The sequence below is a fragment of the Legionella antarctica genome (assembly GCF_011764505.1).
In the GTDB taxonomy this organism is placed as follows: domain Bacteria; phylum Pseudomonadota; class Gammaproteobacteria; order Legionellales; family Legionellaceae; genus Legionella; species Legionella antarctica.
The window spans coordinates 2,255,166-2,277,065 of sequence record NZ_AP022839.1 but is presented as its reverse complement, the minus strand read 5'-3'; the positions used below and the strand labels follow the sequence as shown (position 1 = coordinate 2,277,065).

Below are 21,900 nucleotides of genomic sequence, written 5' to 3'. Positions count from 1 at the left end.
ATGGATACTATTACTAATCGGTTAAAAGCTGCTAAAGAAACAAGCCATCGTTTAAAGCTATTAACCATGACGAAACGCAAAGAAGTACTGCTGAGTCTTGCGGCTAATTTACGCAAAGAGAGAGATAAAATAATTGCGGAGAACAAGAAAGATCTTCTCTTGATGGAACAAGATGATTCGCGATACGACAGGCTGCTTTTATCTGAAGAGCGAATTAATGCGATTGCAGATGACGTGGAGTTGGTTGCCTCTTTACCTGATCCATTAGGAGCTGTTATTGAGGAAAGAGTACGACCCAATGGTTTGAGAATTCAGAAGGTTACGGTACCTCTTGGTGTGGTAGCAGTGATTTATGAATCAAGACCCAATGTTACTATTGACGTTTTTTGTTTATGTTTTATAACAGGGAATGCTTGTGTTTTGAAGGGAGGGAAAGAAGCATATCATAGTAATAACTTGCTTAAATCGCTGATTCATCAAAGTTTAGAAGAACACAATATCAGTAAGAGTTCAGTTTATCTATTGCCCGCTGATCGAGAGGCGACACATAAGCTTCTGAATGCTACCTCATTTATTGATGTGTGTATCCCCAGAGGAAGCAAATCATTGATTCAATTTGTTCGTGAACACGCCAAAATCCCTGTTATTGAAACGGGAGCAGGTATTGTCCATCTTTATTTTGATTCCAGCGGTGATATTAAAAAAGGCCGTTTGATTATTACCAATGCTAAAACAAGACGAGTCAGTGTGTGTAATGCTTTAGACACTTTGATAATCAACAAAAAAAGTTTAGGAAATTTATATTTTTTAGTCGAGTTACTTGGGTCAAAAAATGTTGAAATTTATGCAGATGCATTAAGCTATAAGACACTTGAAGTGGCTTATCCTAAACCTCTTCTTCATCAAGCAAGTGCAAATGACTTTGGTCATGAATTTTTATCCTACAAGATGGCAATCAAAACAGTTTCTTCAGTTAAGGATGCAGTTAACCATATTATGGAACATACTTCGGGACATAGCGAAGCGATTATTGCGGAAGAACCTGCAGCGGTTACTTACTTTTTAGATCATGTTGATGCAGCAGCGGTCTATGTTAACGCTTCAACGGCATTTACAGACGGTGGGCAATTTGGTATGGGTGCCGAAATCGGGATTAGTACTCAAAAATTACATGCTCGCGGCCCAATGGGTTTGGCAGCATTAACCAGTTATAAATGGCTTATTTTTGGGGATGGGCAAATCAGAGCATAACAAAGCTTTAGGGAGGCTGCCTCGTTTAATTGCTTTTTCTGAATCAACCAGATTATGGCTTAGGGTTCTCTCTACACTTAAGGATTTTGGCAATCGATAGGGTTGCACCGTAAAATTATCAATCCCTCAGGCTGGATAATAAGTCGATGCAATCCATATCAATACCTCTTTAGAATCGATAGCGGATTGTCTCACCTCATTTGCAAAATAGCATTTTGAGATGTTCGTCTTTAAAAATAGTCAAAATCCACTAAGAAACTGCACATAATTTAAACTACTTTTGAGTCCAAATATTTCTCTGCATCGAGTGCCGCCATGCATCCGAAGCCTGCCGAAGTTATTGCTTGACGATATACATGATCTGCAACGTCCCCACAGGCAAATACTCCAGGGATTGAGGTACTGGTGGCCATGCCTTCAAGTCCTGATTTAATAGTAATGTATCCATCCTTCATTAATAACTGATCGTTAAATAATACAGTATTAGGCGTGTGGCCAATGGCTATAAATACCCCATCTAGTGCTAACTCTTCTTTAGCATCATTATTCACATTGCGGATAGAAGCACCAGTCACTTTTTTTCCATCTCCTAAAACTTCATCAAGTGTATAATTCCAGATTATTTTGATATTGCCATTTTTTTCTTTTTCAAAAAGTTTATCTTGGAGAATTTTTTCGGCTCGTAAACTGTCTCTTCGATGCACTAAAGTCACTGTGGAAGCAATATTAGACAAATAAAGCGCTTCTTCAACTGCAGTATTGCCGCCGCCAATGACACATACGTCTTTATTGCGATAAAAGAAGCCGTCACAAGTCGCACAGGCTGAAACGCCCCGACCTTGATATGCTGATTCAGACTCTAACCCCAAATAGCGTGCTGATGCGCCAGTCGCAATAATTAAAGCATCACAAGTATAGATTTCGCTATCCCCCTGCAGTATGAATGGTGCTTGCGCTAAGTTAGCTTTGACAATATGATCAAAAATGATTTGGGTATCAAAGCGTTCCGCATGCTTTTGCATCCGGTCCATAAGAGCGGGGCCTTGCAGGCCTTCAATATCCCCAGGCCAGTTGTCTACCTCTGTGGTTGTTGTTAATTGACCACCGGGTTGCATACCGGTGATTAAGACCGGATTAAGATTAGCTCTTGCGGCATAGACTGCGGCGGTGTAACCTGCTGGACCAGAACCAAGTATGATTAAGCGGTGGTGATTGCTTGTACTCATCGTCTCTGCCTTCCTTATGTTTTGTGTTAAGATGGCAAATATTATGACAAAAACGAACATATTAAAATACCTATGGCAAAACAACATTCGGGAAAACAGGCTGGTACTCCCCAAAAAACCATGCCCAATTTCATTATAAGACGCTTAACCGAAGGCAGTTTTATATTAATTTTATCAAGTGCTCTTTTTGTGCTGTTGTCTTTATTTACCTATCAGGTAAGTGATCCGGGCTGGTCTCATGCCTCACGTTCCGGGGTTAGAATTGCTAACTCTGGTGGGCAAGTGGGGGCTTATCTTGCTGATGCGCTCTTTTTTACCTTTGGGTACTTTGCCTATTTGTTGCCTGTTGTTGTGGTTTATGTGGCATGGGCTATTTTGAAGGATTATCATTCGTTAAAAACGATTGATAAATCTGTATTAGTACTCAGGACAATAGGTTTTATCCTGATGATTTCCGGGGGCTGCGGTTTATTGAGCTTGGAAGCGCAAATTAAGGCGCTGAATTCAATTCACAGTGCTGGTGGAATTATTGGTCAGGCAGTAAGCAACGGATGGTATCAAATGCTTAATTTACATGGTGCGACTTTACTTTTATTAGCGATGCTTTTAGTCGGTATCACTTGGTTAACCGGCCTGTCGTGGGTAAGGGCTATCGAATTAATCGGTTTTTATACTCTTTGGGGATTCAACAGAGCCTATACACTTTTGAAAAAAGGGTTTCAGTCAGGTAATGCAGGAATAGAGTATTATAAGTCTCGTGCGCAAGTTCCCTCAGTGATTCCAGAACAGACCGCGGAGAACGCTGCTCTGAGATTATTGAAAGCTAGAAAAGAAAAGGAAAAAGAAAGGACGACTCCTGTCCTAATCGCTGAAAGTGAAGCAAAACCCGAAGCAATAAAACCATCAAAAGAATCTAAAGAAATTCGTCCTCCCAAATTAAATAGCTCTGGATTAAATACTTCAGGGACCTTGCCAGGCTTAAGTTTGTTGGATAAGGGGCAGCCAGGAAAGCCAATGGGAGGCTATACGCATCAAGAGCTGGAAAACGTGTCCCGTGATGTAGAGCAGCATTTATTGGATTTTGGGATCCAGGCTGATGTTGTGGCCGTTCATCCAGGGCCTGTGGTTACTCGATTTGAATTGCAGTTAGCAGCGGGGGTTAAAGTGAGCAAACTTACTGCTTTGGCTAAAGATTTGGCTCGCTCTTTATCAGTTATTTCTGTTCGAGTTGTTGAAGTAATTCCTGGAAAAACAGTAGTTGGACTCGAATTACCTAACCAGTCTCGCGAAGTTGTACGTTTGTCAGATGTTTTATCTGCTGATGTGTACCAACAGGCTCACTCCCCATTAACCCTGGCTTTGGGCGTAGATATTGCTGGTCATCCAATGGTTGTTGATTTAGCTAAAATGCCTCATTTGCTGGTAGCTGGAACTACTGGATCCGGCAAGTCAGTGGGCATCAATGCTATGATTCTAAGCATCCTGTTTAAGGCTACTCCCGAGCAGGTTCGTTTGATCATGGTTGATCCTAAAATGCTTGAATTATCCGTTTATGATGGTATTCCGCATTTATTAACTCCTGTAGTCACTGATATGAAAGAAGCAGCCAGTGCTCTGCGTTGGTGTGTCGAAGAGATGGAAAGAAGATACAAATTGATGGCTTCATTGGGAGTAAGGAATCTAGCCGGTTATAATACTAAAGTAGCGGAAGGAATAGCCAGTGGAGAACCTTTGGTTAATCCTCTTTGGAAACCAGTTGACTCCATGGATGAAACTGCTCCAGAACTTCAAGCTTTACCCTATGTTGTAGTCGTGATCGATGAGCTTGCAGATATGATGATGGTGGTTGGCAAGAAAGTTGAGCAGTTAATTGCCCGTATCGCACAAAAGGCCAGAGCAGCAGGAATTCATATGATATTAGCAACGCAAAGACCTTCGGTGGACGTGCTGACCGGCCTTATTAAATCGAATATTCCAACCCGTATTTCCTTTCAGGTCTCCTCAAAAATCGATTCGCGAACTATACTTGACCAACAAGGTGCTGAGCAGCTTCTTGGACATGGCGATATGTTGTATTTGGCCCCAGGTAGTGGTGCTCCTTTGCGTGTTCATGGCGCTTTCGTTGATGATAAAGAAGTACATAGAATTGCTGATGATTGGCGAGCCAGGGGGGCACCAGATTATATTGATGATATCTTAAAATTGACAGCTGATGGTGAGGGTGGTTTTGATGAAGACGGGCAATCAACGGCTGAAGATGATGATCCGCTCTATGATCAGGCAGTGGAGTTTGTTGTCCAGACACGCAAGGCAAGTATTTCCTCCGTCCAAAGACGTTTGAAAATTGGTTATAATCGTGCTGCAAGAATGGTGGAAGAAATGGAGCGGACAGGAATTGTTGGACCTTTAGACGGTGGTTATAGAGATGTTTTAGTCACTTCAGTAACTGAGGAATAATAATGAAAAAAATATTTTTGAGTTTGCTATTGGCCTGTTCTGGTGGTGTATTTGGTCAAACCTCTGGTGAACTATTGCAGACAAAACTTAATTCAATAAGAGCCATGACCGCTGATTTTAAACAAGTGGTTAAAGCAAAACAACGTGAAGTATCGCGCTCGTCAGGTACGATGGCATTAGAAATACCAGGTCGTTTTCGTTGGCAAACCAAACAGCCCATGGAACAATTAGTGGTGGCTGATGGAAAAAAAATGTGGGTTTATGATGTTGATTTAGAACAGGTTACGGTAAAAAAACAGGAAAAAGGTTTAGGTGGAACAGCTGCTTTATTTTTAAGTGGTTATGATGACACAGTGGCTAGAGATTTTGATGTAACTCAACGGGACGAAGGAAAAACAATTACCTTTAATCTGAAATCAAAGTCATCTAAAGCTAATTTTCAGCGCATCAAGCTTATATTTATTGCAGATAATTTAACTGGCCTGGAGTTGCATGATCAACTGGGTCAAATTACCACAGTAAAATTAAATCAAATCAAATCAAATCCCAAACTGGCTAAAAAATTGTTTCAGTTTAAGCCACCGAAAGGGGTCGACATAGTAAAACAATGAAAGAATAGGCCATATTTGGCGCATCTTGAGCGAAAATGACTTGGGAAAATGCTCACATACTTGGTGTATGCTGCGCTTTTCCCAAGTCATTTTCGCTCAACCTGCACTCAAATCTGGCCATTCTTCAAGAGGGTGCTTGTTGAATGATTTGGTTGGGTATTCGTCATCCTGAACGTAGTGAAGGATCTCCAAATGCAGGCACTATGCCAGTGTCAAGAGATTTCTCTCAATATTCGAGCTGATGTTTGCCGGATTCGCATATCGTACACTGTTGAGTAGCTATCCAATGAGCTTATTTAAAAAAGATCCTATTCCTCCTTTAGCTGAATTTCTAAGACCTAAACATATTGATGAGGTGATAGGTCAAAATCATTTATTGGGGGAAGGTAAACCATTACGGCTTAGTTTTGTGGGGCGCAAGCTGCATTCAATGATTCTTTGGGGGCCTCCAGGAGTTGGGAAAACCACTATAGCCCGATTAACTGCAGAAGCTTTTGATTGTGAATGGATAGCTTTATCTGCCGTTTTCTCAGGAGTGAAAGAGATACGTGCTGCGATGGAAATGGCTCAGAATAATTTAACTTATGGAAAACAAACTATATTGTTTATCGATGAAATTCATCGCTTTAATAAAGCACAGCAAGATGCTTTATTACCTTATACAGAATCTGGTCTGATTACTTTTATCGGAGCTACCACCGAAAATCCCTCTTTTGAAGTTAACTCTGCATTATTATCTCGTGCTCAAGTCTATGTTTTAAAGTCATTGACCGATGAGGAATTAAATCAACTATTTCAGAGGGCACAAAGGGAGGTGCTCTCCGATCTTCAATTTGATGAAGAGGCTCTGGAAATCATCATTGCCTGTTCTGATGGAGATGCCAGGAGACTACTCAATTTATTAGAGCAAGTAAAAACCGCATGCACTGCAATGCAGGTACCCCGTGTTACTAAAGAGTTGGTAAATAATGCTTTAGCCCCCAATGCCAGACGATTTGATAAGGGAGGCGATCATTTTTATGATCAAATTTCTGCCTTACATAAATCCGTACGCGGATCTGATCCTGATGCCGCTCTTTATTGGTTATGTCGTATGTTGGATGGCGGGGTTGACCCGCATTATTTGGCCAGACGCATTGTAAGAATGTCCTGGGAGGATATCGGGTTAGCTGACCCAAGAGGAATGCAAATTGCTAATGAGGCGGCTTCAACCTATGAGCGACTTGGTTCCCCAGAGGGTGAACTGGCATTGGCACAGGCTGTTATCTATCTTGCTATTGCTGCTAAAAGTAATGCGGGTTATAAGGCGTTTAATCAGGTGATGGACTTTGTTAAAAAAGATAAATCCAGAGAGGTGCCCATTCATCTGCGTAATGCACCTACACGTTTAATGAAACAATTAGGACATGGTCATGAGTATCGTTATGCTCATGATGAACCGCATGGCTATGCAGCCGGGGAGTCTTATCTACCCGAAGGAATTTCAGATCCTGGCTGGTATCAACCAGTAAACCGCGGCTTAGAAAAAAAAATCGCAGAAAAGCTCGCTTTTTTAAGAACATTAGATAAGGAACAGTAAATTTTCAGTATTCCGGGATAAACCGCATCCGAAATGGTGTATCCCCAATTTTATTGATTCCCTGTTGAATCACTCAAATCCTCGTCCATAGTTTTACCTGGAGCACATTCTTTGGAGAAATAGGAGTCATTCCGCATCAGGTAGTAGTCTTTGTAATAATCAAGGACATTTTTTTTCGCAATGCTATCGGAAGCACCGAGTAGTTTTGCTGTGCGATAGTTCCGCTGCACTGCCTGGCATTCGGTCTTGGCTTCATTGTATTCTCCTCGTGCATGCATACTCTCATGAGTGAGTATGTTTCGTGTGATGATTTCTTGCTTATTTGCCCGATAGGGATGGGCAATATAGAATATAGTCCATCAATGTGGAGCATCGTGGATATTGGATGACAATATACCCCGTTTTGGGATCTGCATGACCTGCAACCCCACGCCTTCATCGAATAAAGTGTCAAATAAGGTGTTGCAATGCACTTTTACAGCAGGATTGTCAGCTAATTGACGCGCAATGTCGGACAAAAAACGTTCAAAACGCCAATGTTGAAATGGCGGCCATGCAAATGACAACGTTAAAAGCATCAACACGGTAATATAGACTCTGGATCGGGGCAGGTGTCCCTTAGGTTCACGGTAAATCAACCAACGGAAAAATAGAGAGTAAAATGCATTGGGAAGATCAAATAAACTTTAAATTAATCATATGATTTTAATCACATTTTGATTTTGGCCTAAAGTTTGCTAGAGTCAAGAGATACCTTATTAAAAATTAAAGCTATTAATGCATTATTCTACCTACCTGACATGCGCTGTGAAGCCTCAGATTGAATTATCAGAGTGGGATATTTTATCCAGCTTGCCTAATGCTTTAGTGATCTTAAATGCGAGAGGGCGTATTGTTTGGTTAAATCCAAGTGCTGAAGCCATGCTTGGATATGGATTGATCGATGTTTTATGGTTGGATGTGATTCAAAGCGCTTTTGTACCCAGAGATGATGATGGGCATGAAGTATCTTTAGCTGATGGACGCCGAGTACATGTAGCCATTTCCTCTTTAGATAGTTTACCTGGTATTTTAATTACTTTATCTGATATTACCGCCACCAGAGATTATGAGAAAGCTAAAGAAAATGAGAAACGGTTGGTTTCAATTGGAACGATGACTGCGCAATTGGCTCACCAAATCAGAACACCTCTGTCTTCTGCTATTTTGTATACAGAACATTTGAATAATCTTCCTAACCTAGACATTCGGATTGAGAATTGGATTCACAGGTTGCAAGAATGTCATGCCAGTATTGAACAACAAATTCAGGATCTATTATTATTTGCAAGAGGGACTTCAATAGAACCTAAATTTATCAATATTGAATATTGGTGCTCTCAATTGATACAACGAGCTCAACCCTATGCAGAATCTTATTCCGCCTTATTCAAGTTGAATAATCTGCTGAAAACCCGCGAGGCATCGATACACGGTGAGTCATTAATAGGAGCTGTTTTAAATCTAGTGATCAATGCATTACAGTCTGAAGCAACAGAAATATATTTAACACTTGCATCTATAGATGATTCAGGTATACAAATATTAGTAGAGGATAATGGTAAAGGTATGCCAGAGGATGTAAAAGCGCAAGCATTTTCACCATTTTATACAACTAAAGCTCAGGGAACCGGTTTAGGTTTGGCGGTAGTTTTTGCTGTGGTCAAAGCCCACGGAGGAAGGGTACACATGGAATCTACTGAGGGAGTCGGGACTCAGGTAAATATTTATTTACCTGGCGAGAATAAACGCAAACGATAATATAAAATAAGGGATTTTCTATGAGCCATGTTTTAATTGTTGAAGATGATCCAGTATTGAGAGAAGCGCTGGCTGAAACGATGACTATTGCTGGCCATACATACATTACCGCTAAAGATGGTAAGGAAGCCTTGGTTCTTCTGGATATACATAATCCGGCTGTAGTATTAACAGACATTCGAATGGATCAGTTAGATGGAAACCAGTTATTAAATGAAATTCAAAAAAAACGACCTGGTTTGCCCGTTATTTTAATGACTGCCTTTGGTTCAGTCGAAGATGCTGTTGTGGCCATACGTCATGGAGCTGTCGATTATTTACAAAAACCGTTCAGTGCACAAATTTTAACTGAAAAAGTCAATCAATACATCAAAATTGAATTAGATGATGAGAGTGGAGACCCGATCGCTCAAGATCCTAAAAGTCAGGCCTTATTAACTATGGCGCTGAAGGTGGCGCAATCTGATGTGGGTGTCATGATTAGTGGTGAAAGTGGAACAGGTAAAGAAGTGTTGGCTCATTTCATTCATGATCATTCACCACGAAAAAAACAACCATTTGTCGCGATTAATTGTGCTGCTATTCCAGAACAAATGCTGGAAGCTACTTTGTTTGGTTATGAAAAAGGGTCGTTTACGGGCGCCTATAAATCAACAGCAGGTAAGTTTGAACAAGCTCAGGGTGGAACATTACTCTTAGATGAAGTAAGTGAGATGACTTTAAGTCTGCAAGCCAAGTTGCTGCGAGTTCTGCAGGAAAAAGAAGTGGAGCGTATTGGAGCTAATAAAGTGATTAGTTTGGATGTTCGTATCCTTGCGACAACAAACAGGCAGCTAAAGGATGAAGTTCAGGCGGGTCGTTTTAGAGAGGATTTGTTCTATAGATTGAATATTTTCCCCTTACAATGGCATCCTTTGCGAGAAAGAAAAAATGACATCATCCCTTTGGCCAATTATTTGATTCGTAAGCATTGTCACCATAAACAACCTGTGGTGCCAGTAATTAGTTCTACTGCACAAAAATTAATGTTGGCGTATCCATGGCCGGGTAATGCACGTGAACTCGATAATGTGGTTCAAAGGGCGTTAGTTTTGCAAAGTCAGGGAATTATTGAGGCAGAACATTTGCAGTTGTCATTAACCTCAACCATGACTCCTGAAACAACTGCTGCGGCTAACAGCAAAAATTTACAAATTCATGAATTTGAATTGATAGAGAAAACGCTGCTAGAGCATGAGGGAAATAGACAACAGGTTGCTGCTTTATTGGGTGTTAGTGAACGAACTTTACGTTATAAGCTGGCTAAAATGCGTGAAGAAGGGTATGTTGTGTAGAACTCTATTTGATGATAAATCTGCTCGATTACTCGTGTAGATATTTAGCTTTTTTTAAGATTGTTAGTATTTTACTTTCTCCGTGAACACTGCTTATTGTTTGGAGCGAGATTCAGGATGTCGCGATCACGTTGCGGTACGTATGGTACAAAGATAAATTTTACAAGAAGGTCCTAATAAAAATTATTAAGAATCAGTATATTAGTTGTTGTTTCCGTGATTTAATTATTTAATTCATGTTTAAGAACAATGATTCATAGCAACCAGATTGATGCTCAGTTAATTTAATATGGAAACGAGAGGAATAAGGAAATGGGCGAGATTAATACGGTTAATTTAATTAATCAGATGCGTACTATGGCTGCTCAGGCAGAAGGCTCCAAGGTTGAAGCTGGATCAAATCAGGCACCATTCAGTCTGGTTTTCCAACAAGCATTGAACCAGGTAAATGACCTGACTCAAACCTCAGATTCATTGAAAACTCGTTTTGAAATGGGTGATCCTGGCATAAGCTTGGGTGAGGTGATGATAGCCGGTCAAAAATCCAATTTGGGATTTGAAGCTACGTTAAGAGTAAGGAATAAGGTGGTGCAAGCATATCAGGATATTATGAATCTCCCATTATAGTTTAATTTTCAGTTTCATGAATTAATCTATTTTTATAATATAGATTCTATTAAGCACAGGATAAATATTACAGGAGTTTACGATGGCATTGGCTGATAATGCTTCAACAGCAGCAGCAAAATTTGCAAGCTTATCGATACCTCGCCAAATTGGCTTATTATTTGGATTGGCCGCTAGTATAGCCATTGGTTTGGCAGTGGTATTATGGTCTCGTGATCCAAGCTATATTCCCTTATACAGTCAAATGAATGCACGTGATTCATCGGATGTAGTCACTGTTCTTGAGCGCAGTGGTATTGATTTCAGGATTGACAAAAATAATGGCATGTTAATGGTTCCTGCAGATAGTTTGCAAAGTGCTCGGCTTAAATTAGCTGCTGCAGGTTTGCCTCGTGAATCGAATGGAAATGAAGAGGTTTTTGGCGGAGGAGGGACTTTTAATACCAGCCAGTTTATGGAAAATGCTCGTTACAAACAAGCATTGGAGTCCGAGTTGGTTCGCACAATTAGCAAATTTAATGATATCAAATCAGCCAGAGTTCATCTGGCAATTCCCAGGGAGTCGGCCTTTGTCAGAGATGCTCATGAACCCAGCGCATCGGTGTTTATTGATGTTTACTCAGGTGTGGAGCTTAAAAAACATACCATTGCGGCTATTATCAATTTAGTTGCATCCAGTATCCCGAATTTAAGTGCAAGCCGAGTCACTGTGGTAGATCAGGATGGTCAATTATTGAATGAAGGTGGCGGACAAACTTTATTTTCAGATACCGAACGGTTTCTTGACTATCGTCAAACTCTGGAGCATCAGTATGCTCAGAAAATTCAAGATATATTAACTCCTATGATAGGCTATGGTCGAGTAAGAGCAAAAGTCTCGGCTGATATTGATTTTACAAGTTATGAACAGACTCAGGAAATGTTTAATCCTGAATTGCCTTCTTTGCGTAGTGAGCAAATGATGGAAGAAAAGCGCAATGCAAGTAATAATGCAAGTGGAGTTCCGGGTACTTTAACTAATACACCTCAACCCAATCCTAGTCTTGGAGAGAAAAATATAGCACCCAAAGGCGAACAGAATACACCACCACAAACTACAGCAGATCAAAGTGAGGCTCAGGACGTCCGCACACAAAGTACTAAAAATTTCGAATTGGATAAAACTGTCAGTCATACAAAAAATCAGCCAGGTACCATTAAGCGACTTTCTGTGGCTGTTTTGGTTGATAATCGGGCGATAATGAATCCTAAAACCAAAAAACTTGAGAAAAAACCCTTAACTTCCAAAGAAATAGATCAATTAAAAGCCCTGGTTTCAGATGCTATTGGATTAGATGGCAAGCGTGGTGACAGTTTAAATGTAATAAATAGCAGTTTTATTAAGCCTGATCCTATTGAGCCATTACCTGCAGAACGGTTTTGGCAAAAGGACAGCTTCTGGTCAATAGTAAAACAGACCGGTGGAGCTCTATTTATCCTCGCATTGATATTCGGGGTGTTGCGGCCGATGCTTAAAACACTGGCCAGCAATAAGAAGGAAGACTCTAATGATGCTGAACGTTCGCCGAATGAGTTAAGTTTTGATGGTAAGTTATCGCTAAAAGATGTTCATGATTATGAATCTCAACTAACTTTATTACGTCAAGTAGTAGATAAAGAACCAAAGCGTGTAGCTCAAGTAGTTAAAACGTGGGTTGATCGGGGATAAAGATGGACGGAATAGAACGGGCAGCTATTTTATTACTAAGTATGGGTGAAAAAAATGCCTCAGAGGTATTAAAACACTTGGAGCCCAGACAAGTTCAAAAAGTAGGCATGGCCATGTCGACTATGAGTTCGGTGAGTAAGGCAAAAATGCAAAATGTTTTGGTTGATTTTATCAGTGCAATTGATGATCAGACCAGCTTAACAGTAGACGCTGAGGATTATTTGCGTACGATTTTGATTGAGGCGCTAGGTGAAGAAAAAGCTATTCCTTTTATCGATAGAATTCTGGTTTCGGATAAAGACAGTGGTCTAAACAGACTAAAATGGCTAGATGGTCGCTTAATCGCCGATGTCATTCGTAATGAACACCCCCAAATTATAGCCACTATATTGATTCACCTTGATAGTGAGCAGTCAGCCGAGGTAGTCAGTTACTTTAGTGCGGAAAAACGTGCCGAAGTATTATTACGTATGTGTAATATTGATACGGTAAAACCAGAAGCTATCACACAGCTGGGACAAGTAATTGAAAAACAATTAAGTGGTCAAAAAGTAGCTAAGACAGCCTCCGTTGGAGGAATTAAGAGTGTTGCAGATGTGATTAACTTTCTTGATGGGGCAATGGAAGAGGAGGTTCTTGAAAAAATTAAAGATTGGGACGAAGAGTTAAGTGATAAAATTCGGGACAAAATGTTTGTATTTGAAAATCTAACCGATATGGACGATAGAAGTGTCCAGACTTTGCTACGTGACGTAACCTCAGAACAGCTAAAAATAGCTTTAAAAGGTACAACTGAAACGACCAAAGAAAAAATATTTTCCAACATGTCTAAAAGAGCCGCAGATATCCTACGTGATGATATAGAGGTACAGGGTCCAGTTAAGGTAAGTGATGTGGAGCGGGCGCAAAAAGATATTTTATCTATAGCAAGAAGTCTCGCTGAAGATGGCAAGATAGCTTTAGGATCGAAGGGTGGTGATGAGATGATTTAACGTTTTGAAAATGTCCTCTCGAACAGATGAGAGTTCCCGGAAAATATACTTTTTCCTCGTAATTGAGTCTACAAGACAGCTTGATTAATTGTGAACGGTGACTAGCCATAAAGGGTAAGTAAACATGTCAAATGAATTTGAACCTTATAAAAATGACGGTAAAAATAGCGAATTTAGTGTTTGGGAATGTCGAAGTGCTAAAGGAGAAGAATTGCCGACAATTAATCCTGAGGAAGAATTCATTAATGAATGCAGTCGCTTGAGACAAGAGGCTATGGAGAAAGGGTATGCAGAGGGAATCCAGCAAGCGCAAGCAGATATAGATGCATTAAAAACTGAATTAGTGAAGTGGATAGAACTGTTACAAAAACCGATACAACTTATGGATGATCAACTAATCCAAGAGGTAGTTCAGACAATGATTTGGCTAAGCCAGCACTGTATCGGTATTGAGTTATCAGTTAATCCAGAGAAATTATGTGATTTGTTTCAGGAAATTAAGGGAGAACTGCCTTCATTGCGAGGTAATAAATTATTAGCCATGCATCCATTGGATGTGGATTGGATTAAAACAGAAATGGATGAGAAAGAAATACCAGGATTACATGAGTCTTTAGTAGCAGATCCATCGTTGAGCAGAGGAGATTTTTATTTAAAAGGTGATCATACAGAATTAGATGGTCGAATACAGACTCGCTTCACTACTCTGTTTGCAAAATACATAGCTAAAATTAATCCTTTAGCTCAGCCCAAGTCTCTGGATTAAAAGAGATGAGCATTTATAAATCAAAACTCTTTAAAGTTTTAAATGAGGTTTGTAACCATCAGCATTATGGATTATTACATTGCGGTAAAATTAGCAGGGCTATAGGATTAACCATTGAAGCTAAGGGTTTTAATCAACCTGTGGGAGCTCGTTGTTTAGTCAATGTAAATGAATCACATTCTATTGAAGCCGAAGTAGTAGGATTTAGCAATGACAGCGTTTACTTAATGTCGTTAGGCAATATCCAAGGTATTGCTCCTGGAATGATTGTAGTACCTACCGGGAGAGTAGCTCAAATTGGCGTTGGTCCTCAATTATTAGGTCGAGTACTAAATGGGTCGGGAACTATAATAGATGATGGGCCTTCAATTGAATTAATTGATACTTATCCACTCATAGTTCCTACAATTAATCCTTTAAAAAGAGCAGCGATAGATACTCAATTGGATGTGGGAGTGCGTGCTATAAATGGTTTATTAACTATTGGCCGCGGTCAGCGTATAGGCCTGTTTGCTGGGAGTGGTGTGGGTAAATCTGTATTGCTTGGAATGATGACTCGTTTTACAGAAGCGGATATTGTTGTAGTTGGTTTAATTGGTGAACGAGGACGAGAAGTAAAAGAATTTATAGAATGTAGTTTAGGGGAAGAGGGGTTGAAACGGGCTGTTATTGTTGCTGCTCCCGCTGATGAAAGCCCATTAATGCGTTTGCATGGGGCGAAAGTAGCTACAAGCATTGCAGAGTATTTTCGAGATCAGGGGAAACATGTTCTGTTGTTAATGGACTCCCTGACTCGTTTTGCTCAGGCACAAAGAGAAATTGCATTGTCTATTGGCGAAGCTCCAGCTACCAAAGGTTATCCCCCTTCCGTATTTGCAAAACTACCGAAGTTGGTGGAGAGAGCCGGTAACGGTAAACCAGGTACCGGATCAATTACTGCTTTTTATACTGTTTTGACAGAAGGAGATGATTTGCAAGATCCTATAGCAGATGCTGCTCGCGCTATTTTAGACGGTCATATAGTATTAAGCAGATCGCTTGCTGAGGAAGGGCAATTTCCAGCAATTGATATTGAGGCCTCAATCAGTCGCGTCATGCAAACAATCGTGTCTGAGCCACAGATGAAAGCAATGATGCTGTTTAAAAAATATTTATCTCTTTATGAAAAAAATAAAGATTTAATCTTGTTGGGCGCTTATGCTAAAGGAAGTGACCCCATCCTGGATAAGGCAATAATAGCCAGGGATCAAATTAGAGATTACCTTGTACAAGGAATGAATGAGCGAGTAAGTCATGAGGAAAGCGTCATGCTACTGTCCCAGCTAACATCATCTTTTTTAGGTAATAATGGATGAATCAAAGATTGGAACGCTTAATTCAGTTACTCCAAATAAAACAGGAAGAAACAAAACGTGCTCACATCGATTTGATGAAAGCAAAAGAACAGTTTAACCAAAATAAAATAAGACACGAGCAATTAGTTACGTACCGACAAGATTATTTGCAACAATTGGAAGTGTTAGGGAATCAAGGCAGTCTGGTCGGGCGCTTGCGCAATCGCATCGATTTTATTAATCATATGGACACGGCCTTAATCGATTTGAATACTCATTTGGCCCAGCTTGCTAAAATAAGATCCAAAGCAGAGTTTAATTATAATCAGCTCAAGGCTTCTCAAGAGGGAGTTACTAAGTTAATTGATCGTGTTAAAAAAGCAGAACAAATCAAATTACAGCGCTTGGATCAGAAAGAAAGTGATGAGTATGCGCAAAAGCAATGGTATAGTAAAAACATGAATGATGAATCGAATAGTTTCGGTGAATAAATTATTAAAAAAAATATGGATAACTGCAGCCATCCTGATTATTCTGGCGGCTGTTTTTTCCAGCTTATTCCGCTCATTGACACCCTGGGCTAAGCAATATAAAGGTGAGGTAGAACTTCATCTGACTCAGCTTATGGGGCAGCCTGTTACTATTCAAACTATGGAAACCGGTTGGTACTGGTTTCATCCTGTGCTGAAATTAAAGCAAGTATCACTAAGTGATGGAGATAAAAAATCACTGCATTTAGATAAATTGTTAGTAGGAATTAATTTATTCAAATCTCTTTGGAATTGGCACATTCAGCCGGGAATTCTATATGTCGATGATCTTCGTTTAGTAGTAAGGGAGAAGAATGGTCGTTGGAATATCGATGGAATTTCGACAAGTTCTATGCAAGATAGTGAGATGACACCCGAAACGAGTAAGAAAATCCTGTTTTGGCTGTCTCAACAGGAACGGGTAATAATTAAGCATGTATCTGTTTTTTTTCATTTCAGTGATGGTGGGTTAATTCCCGTTAGTGGTCTTAACATATCGGTAATTAATAAAGGTGGAAATTATAAAATAAAGGGGAATGCAAGGCTTGAACAAACTAATAGTACTTCTTTTAAATTATTGGGTGACTTGAGTTTTGACCCTTATCATCTGGAAAAGACTAAAGGCCAGGTATATTTCTTAGCTCACCATATAGTTCCTGCTCAGTGGCAAAGTGTATTCCCTAAAGCAACCGAACGGATGGAAGGAGGAAAAGGAGATATTGCTTTATGGGTGGATTTGAATAAAGGGGCTGTGTCGTTGGTTCAAGCTCAGGTTAAATTTAAACGACTGGCATGGCATATACTTAATAATAAGAATAATCAGATTATCCAAAATTTTTACGCCAATTTATCCTGGAAACCAGATGTTAAAGGTTGGCAGTTTAATGCAGATCATATTAAGTTGAGAATTGGAGGGGTTACTTGGCCTGAAAATCAATTATTAATTAAATTTGACAAAACACAACAAACTTACCGCCTTTTCGTAAAGTCCATCATCATTGAGTCTTTACTATCTCAGACGATTAACTGGCCTTCGGTAATCCAAAACTTATTACCTCTAAAAGCGCATGGTACTTTGACAGATATTCAATTGCTTATTAGAGAAAATCAACCGATTTATATTTTAACCCGTTTTGATCAATTGGGATGGAATTCACAAGATAAAATTCCTTATGTAGATAATTTATCGGGTGTTTTAAATTGGCAACCAGAGGAAGGTCGTTTAGAGTTAGATTCTGAGAATACTTCCATAGCGATAAAGGGATATCCCAGACAGGACTTGACCCTTCTTAATGGCTCTGTTGACTGGAAAGAATTAAGTGATGGCTTACGAGTTAGTATTGATCGATTTGTATTCAGTCAGCCTGAGTTAACTTTAAGCATTCAGGGTGCTGTAGATCAGGTGACACGCAATTCATTTGGCCATATTCGTCTTGTGAGCGAGTTTTCTGCAAAAAATGTACAGCAATGGATGCAGTTTCTTCCTAAAGAACAAATTAAGGAAAAACTCTATTTTTGGTTAAAGAATGATGTTAAGCGTATTGCTCAAGCAAGCGGTAGAGTTGTCATTAATGGTTTCGCTAAAGATTTTCCTTTTGATAATAGAAATGGCGAGTTCTCTATCACCAGTCATGCTAGTGGGGGCTCTCTTTTGATTAACTCAAAATGGCAATTAATTAAAGACATAGAAGCATATATAAGAGTTAAAAATCGTAATCTTGAAATTGATATAATTAATGCTGACTTCCAGGGCGTGCTTGTAAAACAGATGAATTTGCGTATTGATGATGTAGGCAAGGATAAAGAAAATTTATTACTACATGGACTTGTAAATGGATCAGCACAAAAAATGATGAACTATATTTTAGCTTCTCCCTTACGTGAAAAATTAAGTGCTTTAAAAATGTTATCGATAAAGGGCTTGCTTTCATTAAATTTGCGCCTGGAAATTCCTTTATATCCTGAAAATGATGACAATCTTGCTAAAGGCGAACTGATTTTTAAAAATAACTCTATTGTGATTAAGCATCAACTAAGCAAACTTTCGCTTGAGGATTTCTCAGGAAAGTTATCCTTTACTGAGCATGGAGTTACTGATAGCGCTCTGCTGGCAACAGCATTTGGTTATCCATTAAATCTCAAAATACAATCGGTTATATCACCAAAGCCTGCAACCCTGATATCAGTTGATGGTGAGTGCAGTGTTGAATCTCTAAAAAGTAGGTTTAATCTACCCGTCCTATCTTTGTTTAAAGGAGTTTTTTTTATAAATGCGGTTTTAAAAATATCGGAAAATCCTGATGATTTGGATAAGATTAATCTAAAAAGCTCCTTGAAAGGATTAGCGATTAACTTACCTTCTCCTTTGGGAAAAACTCGTGATGATTCAGTTCCATTGGAAGTTAATTTAGATTTTAATGCCACAAAGGCACTCAGTTTAAGAGCGAATTATAACAGTCGTCTTAGTGCCGATATTTTATTACAAGACAAGGCAGGAGCTTTAGAGTTGCACTCGGGGGAGTTGCGGTTGGGTAGTGCTCAGGCATTAAATCAAAACAGGCCCGGCCTTGCTTTGGTTGGATCTCTGGACGGTTTCAATTTACAGGAATGGAAAAAGGTTTATGAACAATTCTCAACAGAACAAACAAATAGTTCACTCTTCCAAAAACTAAGAATAATAAATGTAAAACTGCGTCATTTGACTTTTTTGAAGCAACAATTTGATAACATTGCGATGAAAGCTAAACTGCTTCCCAATAAACAATGGTCTTTGAACCTTAAGCAAAAGAAGATTGCTGCGGATCTCATTTATAACCAGCCAACAAATACTCTTAGTGGTTTTGCTAAATATCTACATATAGATAAAATTGACAATTCTGATGAGTCGAGTGAATCATCATCACCCGTCAATCCAGGACAAATTCCCAATCTAAATTTAAGGATTGATAATTTATCTATCGGAGAGATCCAGGTGGGTAATGTAACCCTTAAAAGCCACTCTACTCCCGAGAGATGGTTAATCAATTACTTTAGGATAGACTCACCAGTCTATCAACTGAATATAGAGGGAGATTGGATCAAAAGGGGTGAAAGTAACCAGACAAAGATGCGACTGAAACTCCACTTAAAAGATTTGGCAAAAAGCCTGGAGAGATGGCATATCACTCCAGCAGTAGATGCTGGAAAAGGCGATTTGGAGTTTCGTGGTGGCTGGAAAGGTACACTATACGATTTCTCGCTTGCTACCTTAACTGGAGAGATGTCTCTTCAGCTACGTAATGGCAGGATTACTCATTTGAGTCCTGAAACAGAAGAAAAACTGGGTTTGGGTAAATTATTGAGTATTCTAAGTTTGCAAACGATACCCAGAAGACTAAAATTAGATTTTAGTGATCTTTCTCATCAAGGATATAGCTTTGATATTTTTAAAGGGAATTTTAGTATTAAGAAAGGCATCATGAGTACACAGGATAGTTATCTGGATGGCCCTGTTGCTTATGCTAGCATGAAAGGAGATCTTGATTTAGTCAGGAGAATGTACGATTTGAATTTAAGTATTTCCCCGCATATTACTGCTAGCCTACCAATAGTAGCTACTATTGCTGGAGGACCAGTTGCAGGACTCGCTGCTTGGGTTGCCAATAAAATTATTAATCAGAGTATGCAAAAAATCAGTGCTTATAGCTATAAAATTTCTGGCCCCTGGAAAGAACCCATTGTTCAACAACTGACTATAGTAAAGAAAATTATCAAGAAATGAATATTTAAGATGATAAAGCAAATAATTGTTTACTATTGGCGCGTTTGTTTATTGAGAGAGAGCCCTGAAAATACGCCTTATTCACGGTTTTTATTGGGGTTGAGTTCTATTATATTTGCTTTGATATTAATCATTCAGTGGCGATTTTCAAATGGAGTGTTGGGCAATAACTTCTCTATAACCGTGATAGCTTCCAGTAGTTTAATCTTGTCTTATATTCTTTATACGTATATCCTCTTGTTTGTTAGAGGGTTTACTCCTCGCTTGGTTCAAACCTTGACGTGTTTATTTTGCGTTCGTATCATTATTCATTGCATAGCAAGTCCATTGTTCTTGTTTGATCCTTATTTAGCGCATATACATTCAAAAAATCCGCTTTTTTTATTTATCGGTGTGATATATTTATTTGTTACTTTGGGTTTATCAGTGTGGCAATTTTTTATCACAGCGCATATTTATAAATATGCATTGAGCACCTCAGCAATTCAATCTGTATTGGCTGCTTTTGGTGTACTTGCTGTAAATATTTTAACTGTTTCTTTATGGCGATAAAATCATGATGCATTTACATATTTTAGGATTGAGCGGAACATTTATGAGCGCGTTGGCTCTTCTTGCGCGTGACGCGGGTTATAAGGTTACTGGAAGTGATGCCAATTGCTATCCACCAATAAGTGATTTGCTTGCAGCTAAAGGGATATCATGGACTGAAGGATATGAGGATGCAACCCTGGCTTTACAAGCGGATTTGGTGATTGTTGGCAACGCAATTAAAAGAGGGATGCCCGTACTCGAAGCTGTTATGGAGGCAGGTAAAAACTACACCTCTGGACCTCAATGGTTAGCGGAGCATATTTTAAATAAATATAAAGTGATTGCTGTGGCAGGTACGCATGGTAAAACCACAACCACCTCTATGATTGCCTGGATACTCAATCAAGCGGGTCTAAATCCGGGCTTTTTAATAGGGGGTGTTGCTACAGATTTTAATACCAGTGCCTGTCTGGGTAAGGGAGAGTGGTTTGTTATCGAAGCCGATGAATATGATAGTGCTTTTTTTGATAAGCGCCCCAAATTTATGCATTATCGTCCACAAATTGCTATATTAAATAATTTGGAGTTTGATCATGCTGATATTTATTCTGATCTGCCTGCTATCCAACAACAATTCCATTATTTGTTAAAAACGATACCTGGAAAAGGTATAGCCATTAAACCACGTGATGATAAGGCGCTAAATGAGGTGTTATCTTGGGGAGAATATTCACCTATTGAGGAATTTGCTTTATCAGGAACGGCACAATGGTCTGCAGAATTATTGGAAGAAAGTGGTTCAGCTTTTAAAGTCTTGCATTTAGGACGAGAAGTTGCGCAGGTTCATTGGTCTTTGATTGGTCGCTTTAATATAGAAAATGGCTTGGCAGCCATAGCTGCCAGTGTTCGTGCTGGCGTTAGTCCACAACAGGCTGCTGAGGCTTTAGCGCGATTTACACCGGTGAGACGTCGTCTTGAAGTGAAATCAAAGAGACATGGTATCACTGTATATGATGATTTTGCTCACCACCCTACAGCCATTACAAAAACTATTGATGCGTTAAAGAGAAGCAAAAGACATCAACGTATTTTTGCGGTAATGGAGTTTGCTTCTTATACCATGCGTACAGGAATTCATGCGAGAGAAATGGCTTATGCGCTTGCCCAGGTTGATGGTGCTTACATATTAGACCCTAAAGATTTTAATTTGCAAGATACACTGACTCAATGGACTTGTCCTTATAAAATTTGCAGCAATAATGATGAAATAGTAAAGGCAATTGCTAGCACCGTAAGGGATGGGGACGCTGTTTTGGTGATGAGCAATAGAGGCTTTAATGGTATTCATCAACAATTAATAAATTCAATAGATAAACGATTTATCTGATACG

At 39.4% G+C, this 21,900-nt stretch carries 17 protein-coding genes; 15 read left to right on the top strand and 2 right to left on the bottom strand.

Features of this window, described 5'->3' with window-relative positions:
• Complete coding sequence (locus tag HRS36_RS10785; protein ID WP_173237318.1) at positions 1 to 1,251, top strand: glutamate-5-semialdehyde dehydrogenase; 1,251 nt, start codon at positions 1 to 3, stop codon at positions 1,249 to 1,251.
• 269 nt (positions 1,252 to 1,520) lie between these two features.
• Here the strand turns inward: HRS36_RS10785 and trxB are convergent, their stop codons facing one another.
• The gene (gene trxB, locus HRS36_RS10780) at positions 1,521 to 2,477 is read right to left on the bottom strand and encodes a thioredoxin-disulfide reductase (protein ID WP_173237317.1); all 957 of its coding nucleotides are present in this window, start codon (positions 2,475 to 2,477) and stop codon (positions 1,521 to 1,523) included.
• 72 nt (positions 2,478 to 2,549) lie between these two features.
• Here trxB and HRS36_RS10775 point away from each other — a divergent pair, with 72 nt between their 5' ends.
• The 3 genes from HRS36_RS10775 (at position 2,550) to HRS36_RS10765 (ending at position 7,124) form a co-directional block, all read left to right on the top strand.
• The gene (locus tag HRS36_RS10775; RefSeq protein WP_173237316.1) at positions 2,550 to 4,934 is read left to right on the top strand and encodes a DNA translocase FtsK; all 2,385 of its coding nucleotides are present in this window, start codon (positions 2,550 to 2,552) and stop codon (positions 4,932 to 4,934) included.
• A gap of 2 nt (positions 4,935 to 4,936) precedes the next feature.
• On the top strand, positions 4,937 to 5,545 hold the full coding sequence (lolA, locus tag HRS36_RS10770) for an outer membrane lipoprotein periplasmic chaperone LolA (protein ID WP_173237315.1): 609 nt from the start codon (positions 4,937 to 4,939) through the stop codon (positions 5,543 to 5,545).
• 286 nt (positions 5,546 to 5,831) lie between these two features.
• Positions 5,832 to 7,124, top strand: a complete 1,293-nt coding sequence (locus HRS36_RS10765) for a replication-associated recombination protein A (protein ID WP_173237314.1) — start codon at positions 5,832 to 5,834, stop codon at positions 7,122 to 7,124.
• 50 nt (positions 7,125 to 7,174) lie between these two features.
• Here the strand turns inward: HRS36_RS10765 and HRS36_RS18685 are convergent, their stop codons facing one another.
• On the bottom strand, positions 7,175 to 7,402 hold the full coding sequence (locus tag HRS36_RS18685) for a hypothetical protein (RefSeq protein ID WP_226905456.1): 228 nt from the start codon (positions 7,400 to 7,402) through the stop codon (positions 7,175 to 7,177).
• 499 nt (positions 7,403 to 7,901) lie between these two features.
• Here HRS36_RS18685 and HRS36_RS10755 point away from each other — a divergent pair, with 499 nt between their 5' ends.
• The 11 genes from HRS36_RS10755 to mpl all read left to right on the top strand — a co-directional run bounded on the left by HRS36_RS10755 (position 7,902) and on the right by mpl (position 21,896).
• Positions 7,902 to 8,924, top strand: a complete 1,023-nt coding sequence (locus HRS36_RS10755) for a sensor histidine kinase (RefSeq protein WP_173237313.1) — start codon at positions 7,902 to 7,904, stop codon at positions 8,922 to 8,924.
• A 20-nt stretch (positions 8,925 to 8,944) separates the two neighbouring features.
• A complete protein-coding gene (locus HRS36_RS10750; protein ID WP_173237312.1) occupies positions 8,945 to 10,258 on the top strand; it encodes a sigma-54-dependent transcriptional regulator in 1,314 nt (437 codons plus the stop codon).
• A 312-nt stretch (positions 10,259 to 10,570) separates the two neighbouring features.
• Positions 10,571 to 10,885 carry a flagellar hook-basal body complex protein FliE gene (fliE, locus tag HRS36_RS10745; RefSeq protein ID WP_173237311.1) on the top strand — a complete coding sequence of 105 codons (315 nt, stop codon included), beginning with the start codon at positions 10,571 to 10,573 and terminating at the stop codon, positions 10,883 to 10,885.
• An 82-nt stretch (positions 10,886 to 10,967) separates the two neighbouring features.
• Positions 10,968 to 12,593 (top strand): flagellar basal-body MS-ring/collar protein FliF, encoded by a 1,626-nt coding sequence (gene fliF / locus HRS36_RS10740; RefSeq protein ID WP_173237310.1) that lies wholly within the window; start codon positions 10,968 to 10,970, stop codon positions 12,591 to 12,593.
• 2 nt (positions 12,594 to 12,595) lie between these two features.
• On the top strand, positions 12,596 to 13,585 hold the full coding sequence (fliG, locus tag HRS36_RS10735) for a flagellar motor switch protein FliG (RefSeq protein ID WP_173237309.1): 990 nt from the start codon (positions 12,596 to 12,598) through the stop codon (positions 13,583 to 13,585).
• 124 nt (positions 13,586 to 13,709) lie between these two features.
• A complete protein-coding gene (locus HRS36_RS10730; RefSeq protein WP_173237308.1) occupies positions 13,710 to 14,351 on the top strand; it encodes a flagellar assembly protein FliH in 642 nt (213 codons plus the stop codon).
• Between the two features lie 5 nt (positions 14,352 to 14,356).
• Positions 14,357 to 15,706, top strand: a complete 1,350-nt coding sequence (fliI, locus tag HRS36_RS10725) for a flagellar protein export ATPase FliI (RefSeq protein WP_173237307.1) — start codon at positions 14,357 to 14,359, stop codon at positions 15,704 to 15,706.
• The gene (gene fliJ / locus HRS36_RS10720; RefSeq protein WP_173237306.1) at positions 15,703 to 16,176 is read left to right on the top strand and encodes a flagellar export protein FliJ; all 474 of its coding nucleotides are present in this window, start codon (positions 15,703 to 15,705) and stop codon (positions 16,174 to 16,176) included. The genes fliI and fliJ overlap by 4 nt, the downstream gene beginning before the upstream one ends.
• A complete protein-coding gene (locus tag HRS36_RS10715) occupies positions 16,148 to 19,975 on the top strand; it encodes a YhdP family protein (RefSeq protein ID WP_173237305.1) in 3,828 nt (1,275 codons plus the stop codon). The genes fliJ and HRS36_RS10715 overlap by 29 nt, the downstream gene beginning before the upstream one ends.
• A gap of 9 nt (positions 19,976 to 19,984) precedes the next feature.
• On the top strand, positions 19,985 to 20,527 hold the full coding sequence (locus tag HRS36_RS10710) for a hypothetical protein (RefSeq protein WP_173237304.1): 543 nt from the start codon (positions 19,985 to 19,987) through the stop codon (positions 20,525 to 20,527).
• A 1-nt stretch (position 20,528) separates the two neighbouring features.
• Entirely contained in the window at positions 20,529 to 21,896 is a 1,368-nt protein-coding gene (gene mpl / locus HRS36_RS10705) for a UDP-N-acetylmuramate:L-alanyl-gamma-D-glutamyl-meso-diaminopimelate ligase (protein ID WP_173238508.1), read from the top strand.
• Positions 21,897 to 21,900: the final 4 nt, after the last annotated feature.